The following is a 21,511-nucleotide window of genomic DNA, read 5'->3' as shown; positions in this document are numbered from 1 at the left end:
GTCTATTCCCCCTTTTCCTGATATTCTTGCACTTTGGCGATAATATCTCTGTTATATCTGACCCATTCGTTATCAAATCTGGTAAGGAATGTTTCAAGAGCATTGCTGCTGTCGTCAAACAGGTAGGTCTGGATCATGGCGTCCACTGCCATCTCATTGGGATAATGGTGATCCTGATAATCCGCAATAATTCCATTATCTATGTATTCCTTCATACCAGTCAGTTCCGCAGCAATCTCAAACTCACCTTTCTTGCATGGCACTGCGCTTTGGTCATTCACATAATCCTGAACATTTTCGTCTTCCAACAGAAATCTCAATACTTCATACACCTCTTCTTTGTGTTCACAGTCTTCCATCACGCAGAACATCAAATCGTTACCAGAATTCAAGATGTTTTCTTCTGCATTGCTGCTTGCCGGGAATACAAAAGAATCGATATTCATATCAGGATTTACAGATTTAATCTGGGGGATTGCATAGCTGCCAATGGTGTACATGGCTGCCTGGCCTCTCGCAAAAGCGGTACAGGCATCATTATAGCTATAAGCCACTGGATCAGACTGGCCATATTTCAGGAGTTCTTTTGTCTTCACTGCAATTTCTTCATATGCCTCTGAAAATTTAGCATTGCCACTGTTTACCTGATATGCAATGTCCGTATCGCACAGGTTTACTGCAATCGCATTCCATGGTGCAAGGCAGGTCCATGTATCCTTGTATCCGAAGTACAAAGGCTGGATTCCCTCTGCTGCTATGGTTTCGCAGAGCTGGTTAAATTCTTCCCATGTGGTAGGAATCGTCCATCCATGTTCCTCAAACATATCCTTATTGTAGAGGACGCCTGCCGCATTTGCCATATAAGGCACTGCATAGACGCCATCCTGCGGAACATATTCCAAATCCTTGTTAGTGGAAAGGTAATTATCCTTGATGTCTGCCAATCCGTCAAAATCGGAAATATCCATCAGCATGTTGGCATCCAGGAAATTAGAATAATTGATGTCTCCGCCGATTCCAATAATGTCAGGGTTATTTTCCCTGATGAACCTGGTTTTCAGAATTACCATGGCGTCATTTGGTGAATCAATTACCAGCTTGATGTTGTCGTGGGTAGCATTGAACTTTTCCTCTAAAGCTTCAAATACATCCACCGCTTCCGGTTTGTAATGAACCAGTTCAATCACGACCTTTCCATCCGCATCATCCTCTTTGCCACAGCCACTAAGCAAAAGCCCTGAGACAATTATCATAGCAAGGAATAATGCCATTACTCTTTTCTTTCTCTTTGCCATTTTTAACCTCCTCGTCTTTTTAAACAAATTTTCTGTTGGAACCTTGCTCTATGCATTGCTAATTTTATTTAGTTATGTTTTGTTTTGCAATATATTATGTGCATAACCAATTTTTTATACAAATTTTAGGAATATTTTATGTATAATTTATACAAAAAAATTTCTGTTAAGAAATATTTTCTTTTCCCAGAACATCTGAACTGCCGGATATGCTGCAATGCACAAAAATACTCCAGTCAACAGGCCCCGCTGTCATCACGATTTACGCAAAAACAGACAGAAGATCCTGATTCTGTCCTCTGCCTGTTTCCCGCAATAAATTTCTCATTCTGTATCATTCTCACGTTTTTCAAAAGTATCCGCTGCACCTTGCCAGCAATCACCCATTGATATTTCTTACGCTTTCCCTGACGATAAGCTCCACCGGCAATTTGAAAGATTTGGCAATAATCTCTTCCCCTTTGATCCGCTGCATCAGCAATTTTACCGCTTCTTCCCCTTTCTCGGCAACAAACTGACGGACGGTAGTCAGCATAGGCCGGCTCAGCCTGGCGTAAACATTATCATCAAACCCTGCCACCGAAATATCCTCCGGCACCTTTAGCCCCTCCCCAAAGAAAATACTGATGGCTTCATTGGCCAGAAAATCTGAAACTACAAAAACAGCCGTATACCCTTCTTTCCTGGCGTTGTGAGCAAAGCTGCGCAGCGCTTCCCGCCGGGCGTGCCGATCATCGGGCAAATAGTAATAATCCTTGTTGTTATAAGCAATCCCATAACTCTCCAAGGCGTCGCAATACCCCCGGAACCGCTCAAAGGTACTGGACACAGGACTCTTTTTATCACAGAAATATGCAATTTTACGATGCCCCTGCTTCAGCATAAATTCCGTAATTTCCCTGCCGCCTTTGTAATCGGCAATTCCCACATTATCATAATTTCCTTCGCCGCAGTCCACAAAAACCACTGGTTTGCCGGCTCTTTTTACAAAATCTTCACACTCCCAGGGATGGAAACCAACTACGATCCCACCCTCAATATTGCGCGCCTGCAGCTTGCGGCAAATCTCTTCCTCTTCTTTTGGAATTCCGCATACTGGATACCGGCCGGATTCCTGCAGTTTCATGCAGATTGCGTTCAACAGTTCCGAGCAAAAAGGATCCATAAAAACATTCTCTTTTGAACTGAGAAAGAAATCCACGGATATCAGCTTCAATGCTTTACCGTACTCTTCCTGATGTACTGCCTTCTGAAACCCATACTGGATCAGCGCCTCTTCGATTCTCTGCCTGGTAACATTTGACATCTTTTCCGTATGCCCGTTTACAACATTGGATACTGTTGTGGGGCTAAGACCTAATATCGATGCGATTTCTTTTATTGTAATCATAATTTCCCCCGAATTCCCGCTTTTTGAAAACGCTACATCCTCTCCGGCGCCTCAAATCCCAACACGTCAATACAAAGCTCCAACACCCGTTTCGTCAGCTCCAGCAGCCTGATATAACCGGCCTGAACCATTGCATCCGGTTCTTTCATAATATTTGTTTCGTGATAAAAATGGTTAAAAGCATTGGCAAGATCATAAATATAAGCGCATACCTTATGAGGCGCAGTCTCTGCAAATGCATTTTCCATCATGCCGTTAAACCTGCTGAGCTCTGACATCAATGCTTTCTCACTGTCGGAATGCGCCGGAAGTATCCTGGCCTGTTCCGGCATAGTTTTCTCTGCCTGATAGTTTCTCAGAATAGACTTAATCCTTACAATGGTATACAAAATATAAGGACCCGTATTGCCTTCAAAAGAGGTAAAGCGTTCGATATCAAAAATATAGTCCTTAGAAGCCTGATTAGACAAATCGCCATACTTAATGGCTGAAAGGGCAACCACCTGAGCCGTCTTACGTCCTTCTGCTTCCTCTACCGTATGGTTGTCCGCAATTTTTCGGTACATCTCTTCATTAATTTCTGATACCAGATGTTCCAAACGCATCACGCCTCCTTCCCTTGTTTTGAAAGGTTTGCCATCCTTGCCGTTCATGGTTCCGAATCCCAGAAATTTCAGTTCTGTTTCCGGTTTCACCAGCCCGGTTTTCCTTGCACAACGGAATACCTGGGTAAAATACAATTCCTGCCGTTTGTCCACCACATATATAATTTTGTCCGGATGATACTCCTGCATGCGCCACACAATAGTCGCAAGATCCGTTGTATTATAAAGGGAGGCACCGTCTGATTTCAGAATCATGCAGGGGGGAACCTCCTTGGCGTCTGTTTCTTCTTTCACATCCACCACCAACGCCCCTTCACTGATATAGGCAAATCCATCATCCTTCATCTTCTGCACCATTCCCGGGATAAAAGGCTGGGCGTCAGATTCCCCTTTCCAAAGCTCAAAGGACACGTTCAAATTCTCATAATTCCGCTTTAAATCGCTGACAGATACCTCTAAAATATGATTCAGCAGTGCACCGTACCCTTTTCTTCCATGCTGAAGCTCATAGGTGGCAGTCATAGCCTCTTCTTTATAAGCCTCATCTTCCTTAGACTTCCCGCTGGCTGTGGGATAAATCTCCTCCAGTTCAGAAATGTTAAAGGGCGGTTCCTTAGGATATTCCCCCTCATACTTGTCATCAAAATACACAAGATCCGGCTTCCGTTCTTTCAGTTCTGTGATAATCAGCCCCATCTGAAGCCCCCAGTCTCCCAGATGTACGTCTCCAATCATATGATGTCCCATAAATCTGCCGATCCGCTTCACGCTTTCCCCAATAATTGCCGAACGCAAATGCCCCACATGGAGAGGCTTCGCCACATTGGGCCCGCCGTAATCTATCATAATCGTCTTTGGTTCTTTACATTTATCACAGCCCAGACGCTCTCTGTCAGATTCCATTTCCTGCAGATAAGCTGCCAGATAATCTGGATTAATTTTCAAATTCAAAAATCCAGGCTTCACGGATTCTGCCGATGCAAACAGTCTGTTCCCAGCCAGGCTCTGTGCAATTTTGTCTGAAATCAGAAAGGGAGCGCATTTGTATTCCTTGGCAGCCGCCATCGCTCCGTTACATTGATATTCGCAGAGATCCGGCCGGTTCGACAAGGTTACTTTGCCGTATTTTTCATCATACCCGTTGGCTTTCATCGCTTCCATGACTTCTTTGCTGATAATGTCTAATATCTTTTCCATAATCCTCTCCTGTTGCTTCTGTAATTCTCTTGCAATCCGCCTTTGGTATCCTGGGGATTACTCTCTTCCTACTTATTTATATATAATAACAAAAAGTGGGCTAAATGTCACCCACTTTTTCTATTTCTTATGATACTTTAGTCCTATTGCTATATTTTCCAGTCCAACTATGCAAAAAAATTCTCTGCCAGCATAAATGTTCCCACAGTTCCAACACTGCCGGTCATAAAAATGGTACCGTCCTCTTCCATCTCAATCAGCAGATCGCCGCCCTGCATATGCACAGTCACTTTATCATCCACCAGACCCATTCGTCTGGCTGCCGCCGCCGACGCACAAGCGCCTGTTCCTGATGCAAGGGTATAGCCTGCCCCTCTCTCATAAATCTCAATGGTGATATTCTCACGATCCGTCACCTTACAAAGCTGCATATTCATTCGATTGGGAAAATAGTCAGAGCTTTCCACATAAGGACCCAGTTCCTTTGCCTTCCGGGGCGTTACCTCTTCCATCATAATCACGCAATTGGGATTCCCCACAGAAAGGCAGGTGGTATTGTAGTCATTGTCATGGAACCTTAAATGCGCATTTACAATCTCTCCTTCCAGCCCGGTCAGGGGCAATTCCTTCCCTGCATAAGAAGGCTTTCCCATATTCACCCGCATCACATTTTTATTTTCTTCAGAAAATTCAATTTCTACATCTCCTGCCAGAGTATTCAGGCTGAATTTTGATTCCGTCACATACCCTTCATCCAACAGATATTTTGCAAAAATTCCCACGCCATTGCCGCTTTTTTCTGCTTCCGAGCCGTCGGAATTAAAAATACGCACTTTTATTTTGCCTTCTTCCATCAGCGGCCCGTACAAGAGACCGTCCGCTCCTGCCCCGAAATTCCTCCGGCACAGCCGCTCAATATTCCTGGTCTGAAGTTCTAAATCATTTTTATTGGGATCTAACACCAGATAATCGTTTCCAAGTCCATGATACTTTTTCATTGTAATATTGTTTTCCATACCGTTCACCCTTTCTCTGCACACAGCATTCTCTCCTTTCAAACTATGCCTTATGCTCTGGTTTCATTCTAATACCATTTTAACTCATTCTTTTTGCATATCATAGAGAATATATTGCTTGAAATATTGCAAAAAATGCGGTATGATTAAATAAATATGCTCGTTGGTATAAATACGAAAGGAGATTATATATGGAAGACATAGCACAAATCAGCAGCGAAAAACAGACGGGATACCTTCATCAGAATTTTCGTCTGTTCCATCTGAAAGATAAAAAAAATCAGGAATTTGAATTTCATTATCATGATTTTAATAAAATTATCATCTTTCTATCTGGCAATGTCACCTACCTTGTGGAAGGAAAAGCCTATGACTTAAAGCCCTGGGACATCCTTCTCATCAATCATCATGATATTCACAAGCCTGTCATCGATCCCAATGTCACCTATGAGAGGGTGGTTCTGTGGCTGCAGCCAGATTACATTCAGACCCAGGCAACTCATTCCTGCGACCTGTCTCAGTGCTTTACTGCCACTACGGAAAAAAGTTTTAATCTGATCCGCTTAAACCAGACGCTGCAGACAGAGATCCAGACGCTGCTCCATCAACTGGAATCTTCTCTGGAAAGCAGAGAATTTGGACATGAACTCTTAAGCCAGTCTTATTTTTTACAGTTTATGGTATACTTAAACCGTATTTTTCTCCCTGAAACATATCAACTGGATGATTCTGCTTCCCGTTACGATCAGCGGATTACGGATATTTTAACCTATATCAATACCCATCTGGCAGAAGATTTATCCAATGAAGCGCTGGCAGACCGATTCTATGTCAGTAAATATTACTTAATGCACAAATTTAAGGAAACCACCGGCTATACCCTTCACAGTTATGTTCAGCAGAAACGTCTGCTGCATTCGGCAGATCTGATGCGGGGAGGCACCCCTGTACTGAAAGCCGCCGCTAAGTGCGGTTTCTCAGATTATTCCACTTTCCTGCGGGCTTTCCGCAAATTTTACGGAATATCTCCAAAAACTTTTTCCCTCTCCGCTATTGACGGATATAAATTCCCTGTTGTTCAATAAAATCTTCCAGTTCATCCTGGGCGTCCTGGGACCAGGTTTCACTCAGAGGACCTGGTTCCCTCTGAGCTTTCCTGGCCGTTTCTTCCTGCTGCCGTTTTCTTTTTTCCGATTCTTTCATCATTCTGCTGCCACACTTTCTTCTAACTGTATACCATCCTCCTGTACCGAAGCATCTGCCTGTGTCAGCGGCTTAGCATCTGTTTCACCGTCCGGGCCATCTGTCTCGGAAGCTGACACAATATGCTGTGCAGAGTCTGTTTCTGTTGGAGACTCATGGACCGGATTCTCTTCTGGTACAGATATTTCCACCGGCCCGGCTTCCTGCTCCACCAATAAACCGCCGGAAGATACAATAATTTCCAATTGTTTGTTCTTTTCACTTAAAATCGCCTCTACTCTTTCCTGTGTAATATCATTCATAGGCTTCTTGCCGGTGGCGTCCATTCCAGTTTCCAGCTGCTTTTCCAGCATAGCCTGTTCTGCCAGCAGACGTTCAATCTCCATTGCCTGCTTTTGCTTCGCTTCGTCTTTAAATTGTTTCACAAGCTGTTCCGCTGCTTCCGTTCTTTCCTGCTTCAGCTTCCGTTCCTCTTCCCGCTGTTTCCGATTCAGCTCTTCTTGGCTGATATACACAATATTTCTGCGTTTTACAATGCTTCTTGCAATTCTTTCTCTGTCATTCCTCTTATCTATTGCATCTTTCATTGTTGTTTTCTCCTTCTAACATAAATCGTTGAGGGTCTCCTCCCATCTTCGATGGATAAATCCTCATGATAACAATCATCAGGTCTCCTCCCATCTTCGATGGGTCCCTCCTCATGATAAATTATACCACGAAAATTTCTTGAATAAAAGTGGCAAATTACGTGCATTCTTTTAATACATTAAACTTTCCGGAGGTAACATCATGGCTGCATACAAAGTAGAGATTTGCGGGGTCAACACTGCAAAACTCCCGGTATTAAAAGAAGAAGAAAAAAGTGACTTGTTTTCCCGCATTAAGGCGGGAGATCAGAATGCACGTGAAACTTATATTAAGGGCAATCTCCGCCTTGTTTTAAGCGTAATCAAGAGATTCTCCAACAGTAATGAAAATGTAGACGATTTATTCCAGATCGGGTGCATTGGGTTAATCAAATCCATCGACAATTTCAATCCTGACATCGGAGTAAAATTTTCCACCTATGCGGTTCCCATGATTATCGGCGAAATCAGGCGGTATCTCAGGGACAATAATTCCATCCGGGTAAGCCGCTCCCTAAGAGACACTGCATACAAGGCAATCCATGCAAGAGAGCTGCTGTCCAAAGAGCTTTCCAGAGAACCCACCATAGAGGATATCGCCAAAGAAATTGATATTCCAAAAGAGGATATTGTATTTGCCCTAGATGCCATTCAATGTCCCGTCAGTCTTTATGATCCGGTCTACACAGACGGCGGCGACACCCTCTATGTAATGGATCAAATCAGCGACAAAAAAAATAAAGAAGAAACCTGGGTGGAAGAGCTTTCCTTAAGCGACGCCATGAAGCGGCTGAACGAACGGGAAAATTACATTATCAAGCTCCGCTTCTTTGAGGGAAAAACCCAAATGGAAGTGGCAGAAGAAATCCACATCTCCCAGGCCCAGGTCAGCAGATTGGAAAAATCCGCTTTAAAAAATATGAAAAACTATCTCTCCCTTACTCCCACTTATCGCAGAGAGAGTTAATCTGATCGGCAAATTTCCCAAGTTCTTTGTTGGGCCGCCCTTCCGATTTACGGATAAGGGCAAGCAGCCGTTCTCCGGCTGCCAAAAGCCTTGCGAATACATTGGAAACGGCACGGGATTCCTTCGTTTTGGAAACCTTCTTTTCCCGGCTTCCCTGAGCCAGACATACATTTGTTTCCAAATCATAAATGTCTCCGCTGTAGGGGGCTGTTGCTTCAAGCCCGGTTTCTCTGGTAATCAGCGATGCAAAGGCATCACAGACACTGTCTTCTCCGTGAACCACAAATACCCGTTTGGGCGTTTCCCCAAATGCCTTTATCCACTCCAAAAGATGCTGTTGATCTGCATGGCCGCTGATTCCTGCCAGATTTTTAATCTGCGCATGCACCTCAATGGCTTCCCCAAAGAGTTTTACTTCCTTTCCTCCGTTCAGAAGAATGTTTCCCAGGGTTCCCGGCACCTGATAGCCTACAAACAGAATTGTTGAATCCTCACGCCAAAGGTTGTGCTTCAAATGATGCCGAATGCGTCCAGCCTCACACATGCCGGAGGCTGAAATAATGACAATTGGTTTCTGGATAAAGTTAATCATCTTGGATTCTTCACTGGAAACCGCAACCTTAAGTCCCGGAAAACTGATGGGATTCTTTCCTTTCCGCACCAGTTCCAGAGCCTCATGGTCAAAACACTCTTTGACATTTTTGTGAAAAATGCTGGTTGCCTCCACGGCCAGGGGACTGTCAATATACACTTCAAAATCTGAAAAATCCGGCAGCAGCCCCTCTGTTTTAATTTTTCGGAAAAAATACAGCATTTCCTGGGTTCTTCCTACAGAAAAGGCGGGAATCACCAGATTGCCTCCCCTGGTAAATGTCTCCCGGCATACGGCTGCCAGTTCTTTGGCGTAATCCGGCGGATCCTGGTGCAGCCGATCCCCATAAGTGGATTCCACAATCACATAATCCGCTTCTCTGATATACTGAGGATTGCGGATCAGCGGTTTATTTCCATGGCCGATATCACCGGAAAACACCAGTTTTACCTGTTTTCCCTCTTCCGTTCCCCAGATTTCAATACTGGAAGAGCCAAGCAAATGGCCGGCGTCCACAAAACGAATCGTGATTTCCGGGCATAATGTAATAATTTCCCCATATTCGCATGGAATGAAAAGATTCAGCACCCCAATAGCATCTTCCATGGTATACATAGGCTCTATCAGAGGCTTCCCGGCGCGCCTCCCTTTCCGGTTCCGCCATTCCGCTTCAAACATCTGGATATGGGCAGAATCTTTGAGCATAATATGGCACAATTCCGCCGTCGCCCTGGTGGCGTAGACTTTCCCCCGAAAGCCATGACTGTAAAGCAGCGGCAATAATCCAGAATGGTCAATATGGGCATGCGTAATCAATACATAATCAATATCCGCTGTTTTCACCGGAATATCCTGATTCTTATACAAATCCGGCCCCTGCTCCATTCCGCAGTCTACCAAAAGATGAATATCCCCCATCTTCACATAATGACAGCTTCCGGTTACCTCATGGGCTGCCCCCAAAAATTCAAGCTTCAAATTACCATCTCCTTTGTGAAAAATTTATATTGTGTTACTACTTTAACCTGTTACAAATCATCAGGGCTCCTCCCAGCAGAGCTGGGTCCCTCCTCATGATAAATCATCAGGGCTCCTCCCAGCAGAGCTGGGTCCCTCCTCATGATAAAGTATATCATATCTATTCAAGTTTGACGATTTCTTTTTTCAAACGTTTCATAATCTTCTTCTCTAACCGTGAAATATAAGACTGGGAAATCCCAAGAAGATCCGCAACTTCTTTCTGGGTCATCTCCTCTCCCTGAGGACTGTTTAAGCCGAACCGCAGCTCTACAATGGTACGTTCTCTGTCTGACAGCTTTTCCACCGCCTTTTTCAAAAGATTTTTCTCCACTTCCGTTTCAATATCCCGATAAATAATATCCTCATCCGTTCCTAAAATATCTGACAGAAGAAGTTCATTTCCATCCCAGTCCACATTCAGGGGCTCATCAATGGAAACCTCCATTCTGGTCTTGTTATTCCGCCTTAAATACATGAGAATTTCATTTTCAATACACCGGGAAGCGTAGGTGGCCAGCTTAATATTTTTGGTGGGATTAAAGGTATTGATTGCTTTGATCAGTCCTATGGTTCCAATAGAAATCAGGTCCTCCACTCCAATTCCCGTGTTATCAAATTTCTTCGCTATGTACACCACCAGCCGCAGATTATGTTCAATCAGCACGCTTCTGGCATTTTCCGACTCTTCCCCTGCAAGCATCTGAATACATCGGTTCTCTTCCACTGTTTCCAACGGCGGCGGCAGAATTTCCGCTCCTCCGATATAGTGGACATCCCCTTTTTTCAATAACAGCAGATTCCGTATCGTTGGGATCAGCTTTAATTGAAAATGCCGCGGTATTGTGATTTTGATATACATAATCATCCTCCTTCAATTCTCCATACTTTTTCCATTTAATATCACTTCGCATTTGTCATTCTGAAATAACTTTTCCTCTGCCATGCCAAAAACAGGCTTTTTTAAGTATACCGGATGGTTTTCCCGCATAATATACATTCCCTCTAAAGTAACTGCTTCCAGCAGCCCTGACTCCTGCCCCAGAGAGTGATAGGGAATCAAACGTACCGGAAGCTTTCCCTGCTGTATCTGTTCCTTTAAGATCTCTTTTTTAATAATATGTACCGGCCGGCCCACCAGAGGATCTATCAAAAGATTCCCCGTATCGTAAAAACCCTTTACAGAAATATTCCCTTCCCCAGTAATCAGAAGAAGGTCATATACGGTTTCTTTTTCTCTTTTTAAATGTCCAAGCATTTTTTTTGCCGCTGCAAGAAACAGCGCCGCACCCGAAAAATACCATACAAAATCTATACCTCCTGCCGCATTCTGCATACTCCACTCCAGTATGCCGCCCAAAAGAAGAAACGCCAGATACGTAACTGCACACTGTCCCAGAAATTCTTTTTTCTCCCTGCTTCGATAGCACAGGAATACCATTCCGGGATTAACTAAAAAATGCACGCAGATCTGATACCAGGTATAATCGTCCCACACAAAAAAAAGGAGCATGGAAACAGCCGTTCCTGCAAAACTTCCCAACAACAGCCTTCCCGCCCGAATCTGCTGTTTCATAAACTTTCCTGCAATCCAGAGCGCTGTACTGTCCATTGTGAAATTTGTCAGAAACCACACGTCTGCATATAGTTCATATTTCACCTACACCCTCCTTTCCGAATATCGACAAGTACAGTATAAACGGAAGATGCAGATTTTTTTGTCAAACCATTGTCCACTTTGGGAAAAATTCTTTTACAGAATACGACAAAAACGGGGCTGTCTGGAAATGAAATTTGTACACAATATATGGTTGTGACATTGAAAGAATCACAATATATATTGTGAGAAATCTGTCATTTCTCGACAGCCCCGCCGTGAAATATCTAGTGTACCGGCACGTTGATATTTAAACTAACAATGCTAATACATCGTCACTCACTGCAATCTTAGTCTCATTCTTCCGCCAGTAAAACAGAGGCTTTCACAGGAATCCAGATTTCCGCATAATACCTGGAATCCTGGGTTCCGTATTTGAAATCAGCGGGATTGCTGTAAGATTCAATATTATACCCCTTTGCAATCTCATACCGGCTTGAGGGAAGCCATTGGGAAAAAATTCTTCTGTTAATCTCCTGCAGCTGAATCGGCATAGGCCCTCTGCTGGGAAAAATCGCCCATATATGAGCCGGAATCTCATATTCCTCTAAACGTTTCTGCAAAGCCTCTTCCTGCCGGAAATCATCTGCGATCATATATCGAAACTGATTTCCTGTCATCTCTTCATCAAGGCAGATTCCATACTTTCCCATCACAGGCCTTTCCTCTGCACAGCTATGCATCTCGTCCCAATACTTGGGAACCTCTGCATTTGCAGACTCGTAAGAAAATATCCGTGAAAGCCCCATTACTTTGAAGGCAGGCTTTTCCTCAATTCTGTACTCGGTCACCATGCCTCCCTCCAGGGTTAATCTGATATGCAGCGGCGCAAATGATTTCAGCGGCGCGCCGTTTTTCCTTACATCCGTGGGCGTGCTTCCGTGAAACCGGGTAAAGGCCTTTGTAAAGCTGTCCGGAGAATCATAGCCATACTGAACTGCCAGATCAATTACTTTTCTGCCAGATGACAAAATCTCACTGCCTGCCAGTGATAAACGCCGCATCCTAATATATTCTCCCATTGTATACCCACACAACATGGAAAAACCCTTTTGAAAATAAAAAGGGGAAATATTCACTTCTGCGGCGACTCTGCTGATTGTCAAATCATCGGTAATATGCTCTTCTATATACGCAAGTGCATCTTCTACTGCTCGAATCCACTCCATATGTCGCTCCATTTCTCCCACCAGTGGCGTTCTGGTTTGTAATGCGTCATCCCTCGCATAACCATTTGGCTGTTTATGAGTTGCCCCAGTCTGCGTCATGGGCATCGGTTCCCACCAACGGACTATTTATAATTCGGAATTTTCTTTCTGTCTGCCACAGTTCACACAATTCATCAAAATTTCGATCCGGCTCCAAAAGCCGCTCTGCCAGATAATCCAATTCCTCCAGTTCCTCCCGGCTCAGCTTTGCAAGTCTTCCCTCCAGACAGGCAGGCAGAAAGCTGTAAGTGAGCTCATTGTTCATAAGAGCATGGAAATCATAAAGCAGGTAACGAATCAATGCCGGCAGAGAACGGGTTCCCATCCTGTCCGCAAATATATACTGATTCCCGTCTGTTTTCCCATTTCTCACTGCAAGATAAGCATCTGCGGCCCAGTCGAAGCTGTCCGGCGGTATATCATACTGGGAAAGGGACATCCCACACTCTTCGTAGAAACCGTCAGCATCAAAGGTAATCCATCGTTCCTCTTTCTCACTGTAGTATTGATTCACCCAGTGATCCATGCTGACTCCTTCCTGAAAATAAGGGGCAAACCCGGCGCGACATCTGGCTGGAATCCCTTTTGCCTTTAAAATAGCGCTCATAAGAACTGATACATAGCGGCAGGTCACCACAATTTTATCTTCCACTTTCCTGTCCTTTACGAACCCCCGGGCATCCAACCGAAACAGTTCTGAAACAAGAGCCGGCGCAGTCAAAAGAACATCATCCTCGCACCGCATCCGATACCAGGGATACCGTTCCATGTCTCCGTAGATAAGATTTGCATTGGCGTTGGAATTTCCTTCCTGTAACGTTACCCTGTGTATCACCTGACTGCATACCAGCCTGCCAAGTTCCGAAATATCATCTGGCAGAGAACGAAAATAATCCCCGTATGCTCCGGCATATGTATAAGTTCCTGTTTTCCTGTAATGCTCTAAAATATTCTCTTTCACCGCAATTTCCTCCATATTAGCGCTGTCTTGTGTTCCTCTTTAGTATATCCTTTTCACATGGAGTTTTCCCGATAATTTCTGCTTTTTTCTGTCTTGCTTTTACTAACCGCAGCAAGGCGAAGGACTTTCTTCGGTTCATCGGCCCGCTTAAATTCCGCCTGCTCAAACAAAAAGCCACTGTATTAATACGCACGATCTGCAGCAGCCATGCATACTGTATCAATACAGCAACTTCAATATGTACACTTCTATTCTCTTATCCTTTTATTTCCTTGTATTCTTCAAAAACTCAGGAATCTTAATATCTCGCTCCGGCACTGTGCTCTCCGGTCTTCTGGGCCTCTGAATCCCAAGGGTAGAAGCCGTTACGCCAAGATTACTTGACCCTGCGGCGGAAGCCGGTTGGTTAACAGTTCCGTAAGGGCTGGCCGGACGTGTCACAGACCCCAGATTGCTGGAAGTTCTTGTGGTATTTGTCATTCTTGAGCCAGTATTCTGGGCATACTTCATACTGGGCATTACCTTAGGCGCTGGGGCTCCGTCTCCAAGCCCTGTGGCAATCACGGTAACAATTGCCTCATCTGCCATACTCTCATCGAACTTGGCGCCAAAGATAATATTCGCATTCTCTCCTGCCAAATCCTGCACGTAGCTGGCTGCATCGCTGCCGTCCACAAGGGAGATGTCTCCGGATATGTTGATAATCACATGAGAAGCTCCCGTAATGGTGGTCTCCAACAAAGGACTTGCCACCGCCAGCTTCACAGCTTCGGTCGCCTTATCATCCCCTTTTGCCATACCGATACCGATATGAGCCATTCCCTTATCCTTCATTACCGTCTGAACATCTGCAAAATCCAGATTAATCAGAGCAGGTACATTGATCAGGTCTGTAATTCCCTGCACTGCCTGCTGCAATACTTCGTCCGCCTTCTTCAAAGCATCCGGCATGGTGGTTCTTCTGTCCACAATCTCCAAAAGCTTATCATTGGGTATTACAATCAAGGTATCCACGCTATCCTTCAGCCGCTCAATTCCCCCCATGGCGTTCACCATACGGGCCTTGGCCTCAAACCGAAAGGGCTTCGTCACTACCCCTACGGTCAGAATTCCCATATCCTTGGCAATCTTCGCAACTACCGGAGCGGCGCCAGTTCCTGTTCCGCCTCCCATTCCGCAGGTTACGAACACCATATCCGCGCCCTTAATCTCTGCGGTCAGCTCGTCAATGCTCTCTTCTGCCGCTTTCTGACCGATTTCCGGCTGTGCGCCTGCTCCCAGCCCCTTTGTCAGCTTCTCGCCAATCTGAACCAGCGTGGGCGCCTTACAGAGCGTCAATGCCTGCTTGTCTGTGTTGATTCCAATAAACTCAACGCCGCCGATACTTTCATCAATCATTCTATTGACTGCATTATTTCCAGCCCCTCCAACACCGATTACTATAATTTTCGCACTGGAATCTGCCTCTGTTGTCATTATTTCAAGCAAGGTTCTTCCTCCTTTTATCCTATATCTGAACTTTTCTTTCAATTCCATTTTTAAACTCTTATACACTATACTATAATTTTTTGAAGAATTAATCAATAAGAATTTTTAAATTTATGATATTTTTTTCAATAGTTCTTGTTTCCTACTTTTAAAAACAGCAGAATATTCAGTAAAAAACCTTTTACCCCGCTTTTTCAAAAGCAATATCTGTTGTATTTTCCGTCCAGCTTTCCAGATGCAGTACGCCTTTCTGCCCGTCCAGTTTCGGCATAATATGAGAAAGCCGTACCACTTTCTCATTCAGATTTTGGGCTTGTCCGATCTGGACAGTAATTTCGCCGTAACTCAATGTAAAATTCCCTTCTCCTCCATATCTGATATTTTCCGGAACCTGTTCATATTTTTTCAGCATTTGCGTCAGTGATAACAGATTTTTCAAAATATTTTTCCCTTTAATCGGAAGTTTTTCATACAATACAATCTGTTCCACCTCCAACCCGCTGATGACAGGAACCCCCTCGATCACCTCAGAAGACATTTCCACCACAAATCCGTCTTTGTCAAAGTAAGCATTCTGCCCCAAAGCATCAATATAAACCCTGCCCAACAATGCTTTTTCGTATACTTTGATCTCCAGCGTATGAGGTGATTTCAGAAACACTTCCATACTGTCTACAAAAGGCATTTCTCTAGGTTCCACAAACTTGTATTTAAAATAAACATACAAGCTGTTCCAGCAGTATTCATCATCCAGAAGCCAGTCCTCCATGGCTTCGTCCGGATAATGCTCATTGCCGGTTACTTTCACTTTTTTCACTGTAAAAACATTCACCACAATCAGCGTCGCTATTGCAAAAAACAGCAAAATCATAAGAAATGTCAGTCCCGCCGTCTTCCATCGTTTTTTCTGTTTTCGTTTTCCTTTTCCCATATCCTACTCCTGTTCCAGATGAATTCCTCTTGACACACTTAACACCAGCCCGATTTCCGCCAGCAGAAAAAGCACTGACGTTCCCCCATAACTGATAAACGGCAGAGAAATTCCTGTATTAGGTATGGTATTGGTTACTACCGCAATATTCAAGATGACTTGTATGGCAATATGAGCCAGCGCCCCTGTGACAATTAATGCTCCGTACAAATCCTGAGCATTGCTGGCAATTACCATAAACCGCCAGATAATAATCACAAACAGCAGTATGACGCTGATAGCGCCAAATAAACCCAATTCCTCGCAGATAATAGAGAAAATCATATCATTCTGGGCCTCCGGCACAAATCCCAGCTTCTGCATGCTGCCCCCTAACCCCTTTCCAAAGAGACCGCCGGAACCGATGGCGTACAAGCCCTGAAGCGTCTGATACCCTTTCTCATATTTTTCCGGGTTCAGCCAGATCCGCAGACGTTCTGCACGGTAGGCTTCCATCATAATAAAAATTGCCCCGAACAGAATTACGGTTCCTCCTGCAATAAAAAACTGGGCGTATTTGGGGCTTGCAACAAACACCATGGAAATAGCGATTCCTAATATAATAATTGCCGTACTAAGGTTACCGATGGCTACAACGGCAACCATAGGAAGGACGATTGCAATTATTTTCACCAGGGAAGAAAATTTCCCCATTTGCTTGGGCATTTTGCTGATAATTGTGGCTAAAAACACAATGATTGCAAGCTTTGCCGCCTCTGAAGGCTGAAAACTTGTAAACCCCAGGTTCAGCCAGCGCTTTGCACCGTTTAATTCATCTCCGATGAAAAGCACCAGGGTACATAACCCAAATGCTCCTATGTACGCAAGCATCCAGAAATTCTTCCACACACGGTAGTCAATTCTGGAAACAATTGCCATTGCTGCAATTCCCAGGGCATCCGCCTGCAGCTGTTTCTTCAGATAATAGGCGGAATCCTTAAACCTCAGCTGGCCATTATAGGCGCTTGTGCTGTACAGCATGACCAGCCCGAAACAGATCAGAAAAAATACAATCAGCAGCAGCGTATAGTCAAAATAGCGGATATTTTTTTGTCTTCTGTCAACTCTTCCATCTCTACCCATATCAGCACTCCTGACTTACAATTTCACAGTTATTCCTCTAACGCCCTCGCCAGTTCCTTAAAGATTTCTCCTCGCTGTTCATAATTTTTGAACATCCCCCAGCTTGCGCAGGCCGGTGAAAGCAGCACTGCATCTCCGCTTACTGCATGGTCAAAACATACCTTGACCGCTTCCTGCAAACTGTCCGCCATGATAATATCCTCCCTGGGATATCCAAGCCTGACTGCCGTGTCCCTTATTTTCTCTCTGGTAGCTCCAAGCAGTACAAATTTTTTTACTTTACCTTCAAACGCACGAATCCATTCCTCATACTCGGAATCTTTATCATATCCCCCTCCAATCAATAATGTAGGCCACTGCATGGCGCGTATGGCCTGAATTGCCGCATCCGGATTGGTCCCTTTGGAATCATTATAAAAACGGACGCCCTTTTTAGTCACCACATATTCTATTCTATGCTCCACCGCCGCAAAAGTAACCAAAACTTCCCGTATTTTTTCTATGGAAACTCCTGCCATCCGTGCCATCGCTGCAGCGGCCATGACATTTTCATAGTTATGCTTTCCTAAAAGCAGAAGATCGTGAACATTACAAAAAACTGCCGTTTCCCCCTTCCAGTTCCAGATTATCTCTTCTCCTTCCAGATAAATTCCCTGATCCAGCTTTCTCTGGCTGCTGAAAAATATCACCTGCGCTTTCACCCGGCCGGAAAACTCCCGCAGCGCCGAATCCTCATAATTCAGAATACATACCTGATCTGCTCCCTGGTTTGCCGCAATCCGTTCTTTCGCCTTCTGATAATTTTCCATGGTATGATGACGGTTTAAGTGATCCGGCGTAAGATTTAACACAGCAGAAATCTGAGGACAGAACTTATGCACCGTCTCCAATTGAAAGCTGCTGATCTCTGCCACTGTCACAGAATCTTTCGTGGTTTCTGATACCAGGCTGGTATAAGGAATTCCAATATTCCCCACTACCTTCACATCCAGGCCGGCGTGCTTCATAATCTCACCTAACAGAGAAGTAGTTGTGGTTTTGCCATTGGTTCCGGTTACCGCAAGCACCCTGCCACGTTCAAACATGCAGGCAAGCTCAATTTCTCCCCAAAGGGCAAGCCCCGCCTCCTTCATCCGTTCCACATCAGGACTATCCAGAGGCACCCCAGGGCTTAAGATTGCAGTATTACAGTCCAAAAGCACTTGTTCGGGCAGCCTGCCGGTATAAATTTCAACCTTTTCCAGCAAAGGGGATTTCTGTCTTATTTCCTCCGGTTCCATGTCTTCCTTACCGTCATAAAGCACAACCGGAAGATGATGGTTCACTAAAAGCTCTGCGGCTGCAATTCCGCTGATCCCGGACCCTGTTACCAAAAATTTCTTTCCATCCAGATTCAATGTTATCCCTCCTAAAGCGCAAGCAGCCCAATCAGGCATAATATGGCTGTAATAATGGAAAATACCGCCACTACCCTTGTTTCAGACCATCCGCATAATTCAAAGTGATGATGTATGGGAGCCATGCGGAAAATGCGCTTCCCGCCTGTTTTCTTGAAATAGGTCACCTGTATCATCACTGACAGCAGTTCCGCCCAGTAAATCAATGCCACAATCAAAATAAATATGGGCATCTGCATCATATAAGCAGTGGAAGCTACAAATCCTCCCAACGCAAGAGAGCCTGTGTCCCCCATAAAAACACTGGCAGGATATACATTAAAAAGCAAAAATCCAAGCAGCGCCCCCACTACCGCGCAGGTGACAGGTTCTATGCCGCTGCCGGTTCCGATTGCAACTACGGAAAAAAAGGTTGCTATCAATACTGTTACACTGGAAGCCAGACCATCCAGGCCGTCTGTGAAATTTGCACCGTTTACCGTACCAAGAATAGCCAGAAACATAACCGGCGCTGCCAGCCATCCCAAATCCAGATAAATTCCATGCTCAAAGCCTCCGGTAAAGGGAATCAGCATCCTTGAGGAACCTTCTGTATATTGATTCATATAGAAAATAAACACAACCGTCACCAGTATCTGGCCCGCCATTTTCTGCCAGGGCAGCAGCCCGTCAGAACGCCGCAGCACTACTTTCAAATAATCATCCAGAAATCCGATAATGCCAAACCCCACAGTCACAAACAGAACCGGCAGAATTTTGGGATAGTCCTTCACATATATCATGGAAGTTACAAGGATCCCAGCCAGTATCATCAGTCCTCCCATGGTAGGCGTACCGGCTTTTTTCAAATGGGATTTCAGCTCCTCCCGCTCTGTCTGTCCTACTTTCAGTTTCCTCAGCACAGGAATTACCACAGGCCCTAACAGGGCTGTAATGGCAAAAGCAATCAATACCGGAACTATTACTCTCTGTGTCATTTTCTCTACACCTCTTCATCTCTACGATGTTTTACCCTCACCGCATCTTTCTTTTAATTTTCCTCTGAATTTTCCTCTGAATTTTCCGCGGAATCTTCTTTTTCCGGAACTGCCTGTTTTTCAATTCCCAGATACGGCAGTATGTTGGAAAAAATTTCTTTTACCACAGGAGCCGCTATGGTCCCGCCATAATAGATTCCTTGGGGATTATTGATTATCAGAAGCGCAAGCACCTGAGGATCCTCTGCCGGGGCAAAGCCCAGAAAAGAGGAAATATACTTGTTGGCGCTCCGGGGCAATGTTTGGGAAGTGGCAGTTTTGCCTCCAATGGAAAACCCTTCTATGTATGCCCGTTTCCCGCTCCCTTCAGACACCACCTTTTCCAGAACGCTCCGCAGCGTCTCAGAGGTGCTTTCACTGACAATCCCTTCCTTTACGTCATACTGCAGCGTCTCTATTAAGTTGCCCTGATCATCCTTTACAGATACCCCGAAATGAGGCGTAATCCTATTTCCTCCATTAATTAAGGAAGAAACTGTTGTGGCAAGCTGGATTGGCGTAACCTGAAAAGACTGTCCGAAAGAAATGGTAGCCAGTTCCACCGGACCTACATTCTTCTTATCATGCATTATTGTGGACGCCTCACCCGGCAAATCAATTCCTGTCCGGTTCAAAAGCCCAAATTGTTCAAAATATTTATAAACATTATCGACGCCCAGCCGAAGTCCCAGTTCAATAAAAACCGGATTACAGGAATTCATAATCCCCTGGGTAAAATCTTCCGCTCCATGCCCTGCCCTTTTATGGCAGTGAATTCTTCTGTCCTCCACCATTTTATATCCGGGACAGAAAAAATGGTCGTTTAAGGATACCACTCCTTCCTCAAAAGAAGCCGCCGTGGTAATTGTTTTAAATACAGAACCTGGCTCATAGGTGTCATTAATGCAGGGATTCCGCCACATCTGATTCAGCAGATCTTGTTGATTCGTCTCTGACTGCTCCTCTTCTTCCTGTATCAGGGTAAACGGATCGTTTAAATCAAACTCCGGCACATTTACCATTGCCAGTATCTCTCCATTATCCGGCTTCATTACAATGACCGATACTCCGTCTGCAGATTTCGCCTCCATCACCTTTTTTGCTGCCTGCTCACAGTACATTTGAATATTGTAGTCAAGACTGATATGCAGATTATATCCATCTACCGGCTCCTGCCGCCGTTCTCCGGCATTTTCAATCTCCACTCCCCTGGCGTCTGTAAGCGTGAGAATTTTTCCGCTGCTGCCTTTCAGATAGTCTTCATACATAACCTCCAGTCCGATAATTCCCTGATTATCACCTCCGGTAAATCCCAGCACCCTGGAAGCCAATGTTCCATAAGGATAGTAACGCTTATAATCTTCGTCTACTTTCACTCCTGCCAGTCCATAATTACGGATACGGTCACCCACTTCTTTATCTACATTGGATTTTACTCTTTCAATAGAACTTACCTTTTCTACTCGTTTGCGCACCGTCTCTTCTTCCATCTCAAGTTCTTTGGTCAACACCCGGATTACCTCCTCCGGCTCCTCCAACTGACTGTGAATAACAGAAATAGTGCACACCGTACGGTTCGTAGCAAGCACAGTGCCGGTAGAATCAATGATTTTGCCTCTGGCCGCCTTGATATCTCGTTCCCGCTCATGCAAATCTTCCGCTTTCTGTCCGTAATATTCAGAACAGAAAATCATCAGATACACCAGCCTTCCTACAAGAATGGACAATACCAGAAGAATCACGGTAAAAACAATTAATATTTTCCTTCGATTAAAGGTTTTATTGCGGAACATACAGTAACCTCACAATTACAATTACTATAA

General features: G+C 44.6%; 19 protein-coding genes. 2 read left to right on the top strand and 17 right to left on the bottom strand.

Annotated elements, in window-relative coordinates; all coding sequences use genetic code 11:
• Positions 1-2 precede the first annotated feature (2 nt).
• From E5329_RS09240 to dapF, 4 genes are all read right to left on the bottom strand, one after another.
• Positions 3-1,295, bottom strand: a complete 1,293-nt coding sequence (locus E5329_RS09240; protein ID WP_135989280.1) for an ABC transporter substrate-binding protein — start codon at positions 1,293-1,295, stop codon at positions 3-5.
• A gap of 379 nt (positions 1,296-1,674) precedes the next feature.
• Positions 1,675-2,685 (bottom strand): LacI family DNA-binding transcriptional regulator, encoded by a 1,011-nt coding sequence (locus E5329_RS09235; protein ID WP_135989279.1) that lies wholly within the window; start codon positions 2,683-2,685, stop codon positions 1,675-1,677.
• 32 nt (positions 2,686-2,717) lie between these two features.
• Positions 2,718-4,487 carry an arginine--tRNA ligase gene (gene argS, locus E5329_RS09230; protein WP_135989278.1) on the bottom strand — a complete coding sequence of 590 codons (1,770 nt, stop codon included), beginning with the start codon at positions 4,485-4,487 and terminating at the stop codon, positions 2,718-2,720.
• Between the two features lie 167 nt (positions 4,488-4,654).
• On the bottom strand, positions 4,655-5,503 hold the full coding sequence (dapF, locus tag E5329_RS09225; protein ID WP_135989321.1) for a diaminopimelate epimerase: 849 nt from the start codon (positions 5,501-5,503) through the stop codon (positions 4,655-4,657).
• 191 nt (positions 5,504-5,694) lie between these two features.
• Here dapF and E5329_RS09220 point away from each other — a divergent pair, with 191 nt between their 5' ends.
• The gene (locus E5329_RS09220) at positions 5,695-6,588 is read left to right on the top strand and encodes an AraC family transcriptional regulator (protein WP_135989277.1); all 894 of its coding nucleotides are present in this window, start codon (positions 5,695-5,697) and stop codon (positions 6,586-6,588) included.
• Here E5329_RS09220 and E5329_RS30570 read toward each other — a convergent pair.
• Complete coding sequence (locus E5329_RS30570) at positions 6,554-6,709, bottom strand: hypothetical protein (RefSeq protein WP_275443138.1); 156 nt, start codon at positions 6,707-6,709, stop codon at positions 6,554-6,556. The genes E5329_RS09220 and E5329_RS30570 overlap by 35 nt on opposite strands.
• Complete coding sequence (locus E5329_RS09210) at positions 6,706-7,293, bottom strand: hypothetical protein (protein WP_135989276.1); 588 nt, start codon at positions 7,291-7,293, stop codon at positions 6,706-6,708. The genes E5329_RS30570 and E5329_RS09210 overlap by 4 nt, the downstream gene beginning before the upstream one ends.
• A gap of 202 nt (positions 7,294-7,495) precedes the next feature.
• Here E5329_RS09210 and sigG point away from each other — a divergent pair, with 202 nt between their 5' ends.
• Positions 7,496-8,299: an RNA polymerase sporulation sigma factor SigG gene (gene sigG / locus E5329_RS09205; RefSeq protein ID WP_135989275.1), complete on the top strand. Its 804-nt coding sequence runs from the start codon at positions 7,496-7,498 to the stop codon at positions 8,297-8,299.
• Here sigG and E5329_RS09200 read toward each other — a convergent pair.
• The 11 genes from E5329_RS09200 to E5329_RS09150 all read right to left on the bottom strand — a co-directional run bounded on the left by E5329_RS09200 (position 8,271) and on the right by E5329_RS09150 (position 21,481).
• The gene (locus tag E5329_RS09200) at positions 8,271-9,869 is read right to left on the bottom strand and encodes an MBL fold metallo-hydrolase RNA specificity domain-containing protein (protein WP_135989274.1); all 1,599 of its coding nucleotides are present in this window, start codon (positions 9,867-9,869) and stop codon (positions 8,271-8,273) included. The two genes, sigG and E5329_RS09200, sit on opposite strands and share 29 nt — an antisense overlap.
• A gap of 160 nt (positions 9,870-10,029) precedes the next feature.
• Positions 10,030-10,770: an RNA polymerase sporulation sigma factor SigE gene (sigE, locus tag E5329_RS09195; RefSeq protein ID WP_135989273.1), complete on the bottom strand. Its 741-nt coding sequence runs from the start codon at positions 10,768-10,770 to the stop codon at positions 10,030-10,032.
• 12 nt (positions 10,771-10,782) lie between these two features.
• Positions 10,783-11,568 carry a sigma-E processing peptidase SpoIIGA gene (locus E5329_RS09190; RefSeq protein ID WP_135989272.1) on the bottom strand — a complete coding sequence of 262 codons (786 nt, stop codon included), beginning with the start codon at positions 11,566-11,568 and terminating at the stop codon, positions 10,783-10,785.
• A 293-nt stretch (positions 11,569-11,861) separates the two neighbouring features.
• On the bottom strand, positions 11,862-12,839 hold the full coding sequence (locus E5329_RS09185; protein ID WP_330572054.1) for an AraC family transcriptional regulator: 978 nt from the start codon (positions 12,837-12,839) through the stop codon (positions 11,862-11,864).
• The gene (locus tag E5329_RS09180; protein WP_168356565.1) at positions 12,808-13,734 is read right to left on the bottom strand and encodes a transglutaminase-like domain-containing protein; all 927 of its coding nucleotides are present in this window, start codon (positions 13,732-13,734) and stop codon (positions 12,808-12,810) included. Before E5329_RS09180 ends, E5329_RS09185 begins: the two co-directional genes overlap by 32 nt.
• A gap of 264 nt (positions 13,735-13,998) precedes the next feature.
• Positions 13,999-15,222 carry a cell division protein FtsZ gene (gene ftsZ / locus E5329_RS09175; protein ID WP_135989270.1) on the bottom strand — a complete coding sequence of 408 codons (1,224 nt, stop codon included), beginning with the start codon at positions 15,220-15,222 and terminating at the stop codon, positions 13,999-14,001.
• A 181-nt stretch (positions 15,223-15,403) separates the two neighbouring features.
• Positions 15,404-16,153, bottom strand: a complete 750-nt coding sequence (locus tag E5329_RS09170) for a cell division protein FtsQ/DivIB (protein WP_135989269.1) — start codon at positions 16,151-16,153, stop codon at positions 15,404-15,406.
• Between the two features lie 3 nt (positions 16,154-16,156).
• Entirely contained in the window at positions 16,157-17,275 is a 1,119-nt protein-coding gene (locus E5329_RS09165; RefSeq protein ID WP_135989268.1) for an FtsW/RodA/SpoVE family cell cycle protein, read from the bottom strand.
• A 29-nt stretch (positions 17,276-17,304) separates the two neighbouring features.
• The gene (gene murD / locus E5329_RS09160; protein ID WP_135989267.1) at positions 17,305-18,672 is read right to left on the bottom strand and encodes a UDP-N-acetylmuramoyl-L-alanine--D-glutamate ligase; all 1,368 of its coding nucleotides are present in this window, start codon (positions 18,670-18,672) and stop codon (positions 17,305-17,307) included.
• 11 nt (positions 18,673-18,683) lie between these two features.
• On the bottom strand, positions 18,684-19,649 hold the full coding sequence (mraY, locus tag E5329_RS09155) for a phospho-N-acetylmuramoyl-pentapeptide-transferase (protein ID WP_135989266.1): 966 nt from the start codon (positions 19,647-19,649) through the stop codon (positions 18,684-18,686).
• A 53-nt stretch (positions 19,650-19,702) separates the two neighbouring features.
• Positions 19,703-21,481 (bottom strand): peptidoglycan D,D-transpeptidase FtsI family protein, encoded by a 1,779-nt coding sequence (locus E5329_RS09150; RefSeq protein WP_135989265.1) that lies wholly within the window; start codon positions 21,479-21,481, stop codon positions 19,703-19,705.
• Between the last annotated feature and the right edge of the window lie 30 nt (positions 21,482-21,511).

Origin of the sequence: Petralouisia muris, from assembly GCF_004793545.1 — a bacterium.
Lineage (GTDB): Bacteria > Bacillota > Clostridia > Lachnospirales > Lachnospiraceae > Petralouisia > Petralouisia muris.
Note: the sequence above shows the minus strand (reverse complement) of the source record. Positions and strands in the feature narration are given on the sequence as shown.

Excerpts from the sequence above, each read along its gene's own strand:
- E5329_RS09240 (WP_135989280.1), bottom strand. The coding sequence starts at position 1,295 with ATGGCAAAGAGAAAGAAAAGAGTAATGGCATTATTCCTTGCTATGATA.
- mraY (WP_135989266.1), bottom strand. The coding sequence starts at position 19,649 with ATGACACAGAGAGTAATAGTTCCGGTATTGATTGCTTTTGCCATTACA.
- sigG (WP_135989275.1), top strand. The coding sequence starts at position 7,496 with ATGGCTGCATACAAAGTAGAGATTTGCGGGGTCAACACTGCAAAACTC.
- E5329_RS09210 (WP_135989276.1), bottom strand. The coding sequence starts at position 7,293 with ATGAAAGATGCAATAGATAAGAGGAATGACAGAGAAAGAATTGCAAGA.
- E5329_RS09165 (WP_135989268.1), bottom strand. The coding sequence starts at position 17,275 with ATGGGTAGAGATGGAAGAGTTGACAGAAGACAAAAAAATATCCGCTAT.
- E5329_RS09150 (WP_135989265.1), bottom strand. The coding sequence starts at position 21,481 with ATGTTCCGCAATAAAACCTTTAATCGAAGGAAAATATTAATTGTTTTT.
- E5329_RS09220 (WP_135989277.1), top strand. The coding sequence starts at position 5,695 with ATGGAAGACATAGCACAAATCAGCAGCGAAAAACAGACGGGATACCTT.
- E5329_RS09235 (WP_135989279.1), bottom strand. The coding sequence starts at position 2,685 with ATGATTACAATAAAAGAAATCGCATCGATATTAGGTCTTAGCCCCACA.
- dapF (WP_135989321.1), bottom strand. The coding sequence starts at position 5,503 with ATGGAAAACAATATTACAATGAAAAAGTATCATGGACTTGGAAACGAT.
- E5329_RS30570 (WP_275443138.1), bottom strand. The coding sequence starts at position 6,709 with ATGATGAAAGAATCGGAAAAAAGAAAACGGCAGCAGGAAGAAACGGCC.
- E5329_RS09185 (WP_330572054.1), bottom strand. The coding sequence starts at position 12,839 with ATGCCCATGACGCAGACTGGGGCAACTCATAAACAGCCAAATGGTTAT.
- argS (WP_135989278.1), bottom strand. The coding sequence starts at position 4,487 with ATGGAAAAGATATTAGACATTATCAGCAAAGAAGTCATGGAAGCGATG.
- E5329_RS09170 (WP_135989269.1), bottom strand. The coding sequence starts at position 16,153 with ATGGGAAAAGGAAAACGAAAACAGAAAAAACGATGGAAGACGGCGGGA.
- sigE (WP_135989273.1), bottom strand. The coding sequence starts at position 10,770 with ATGTATATCAAAATCACAATACCGCGGCATTTTCAATTAAAGCTGATC.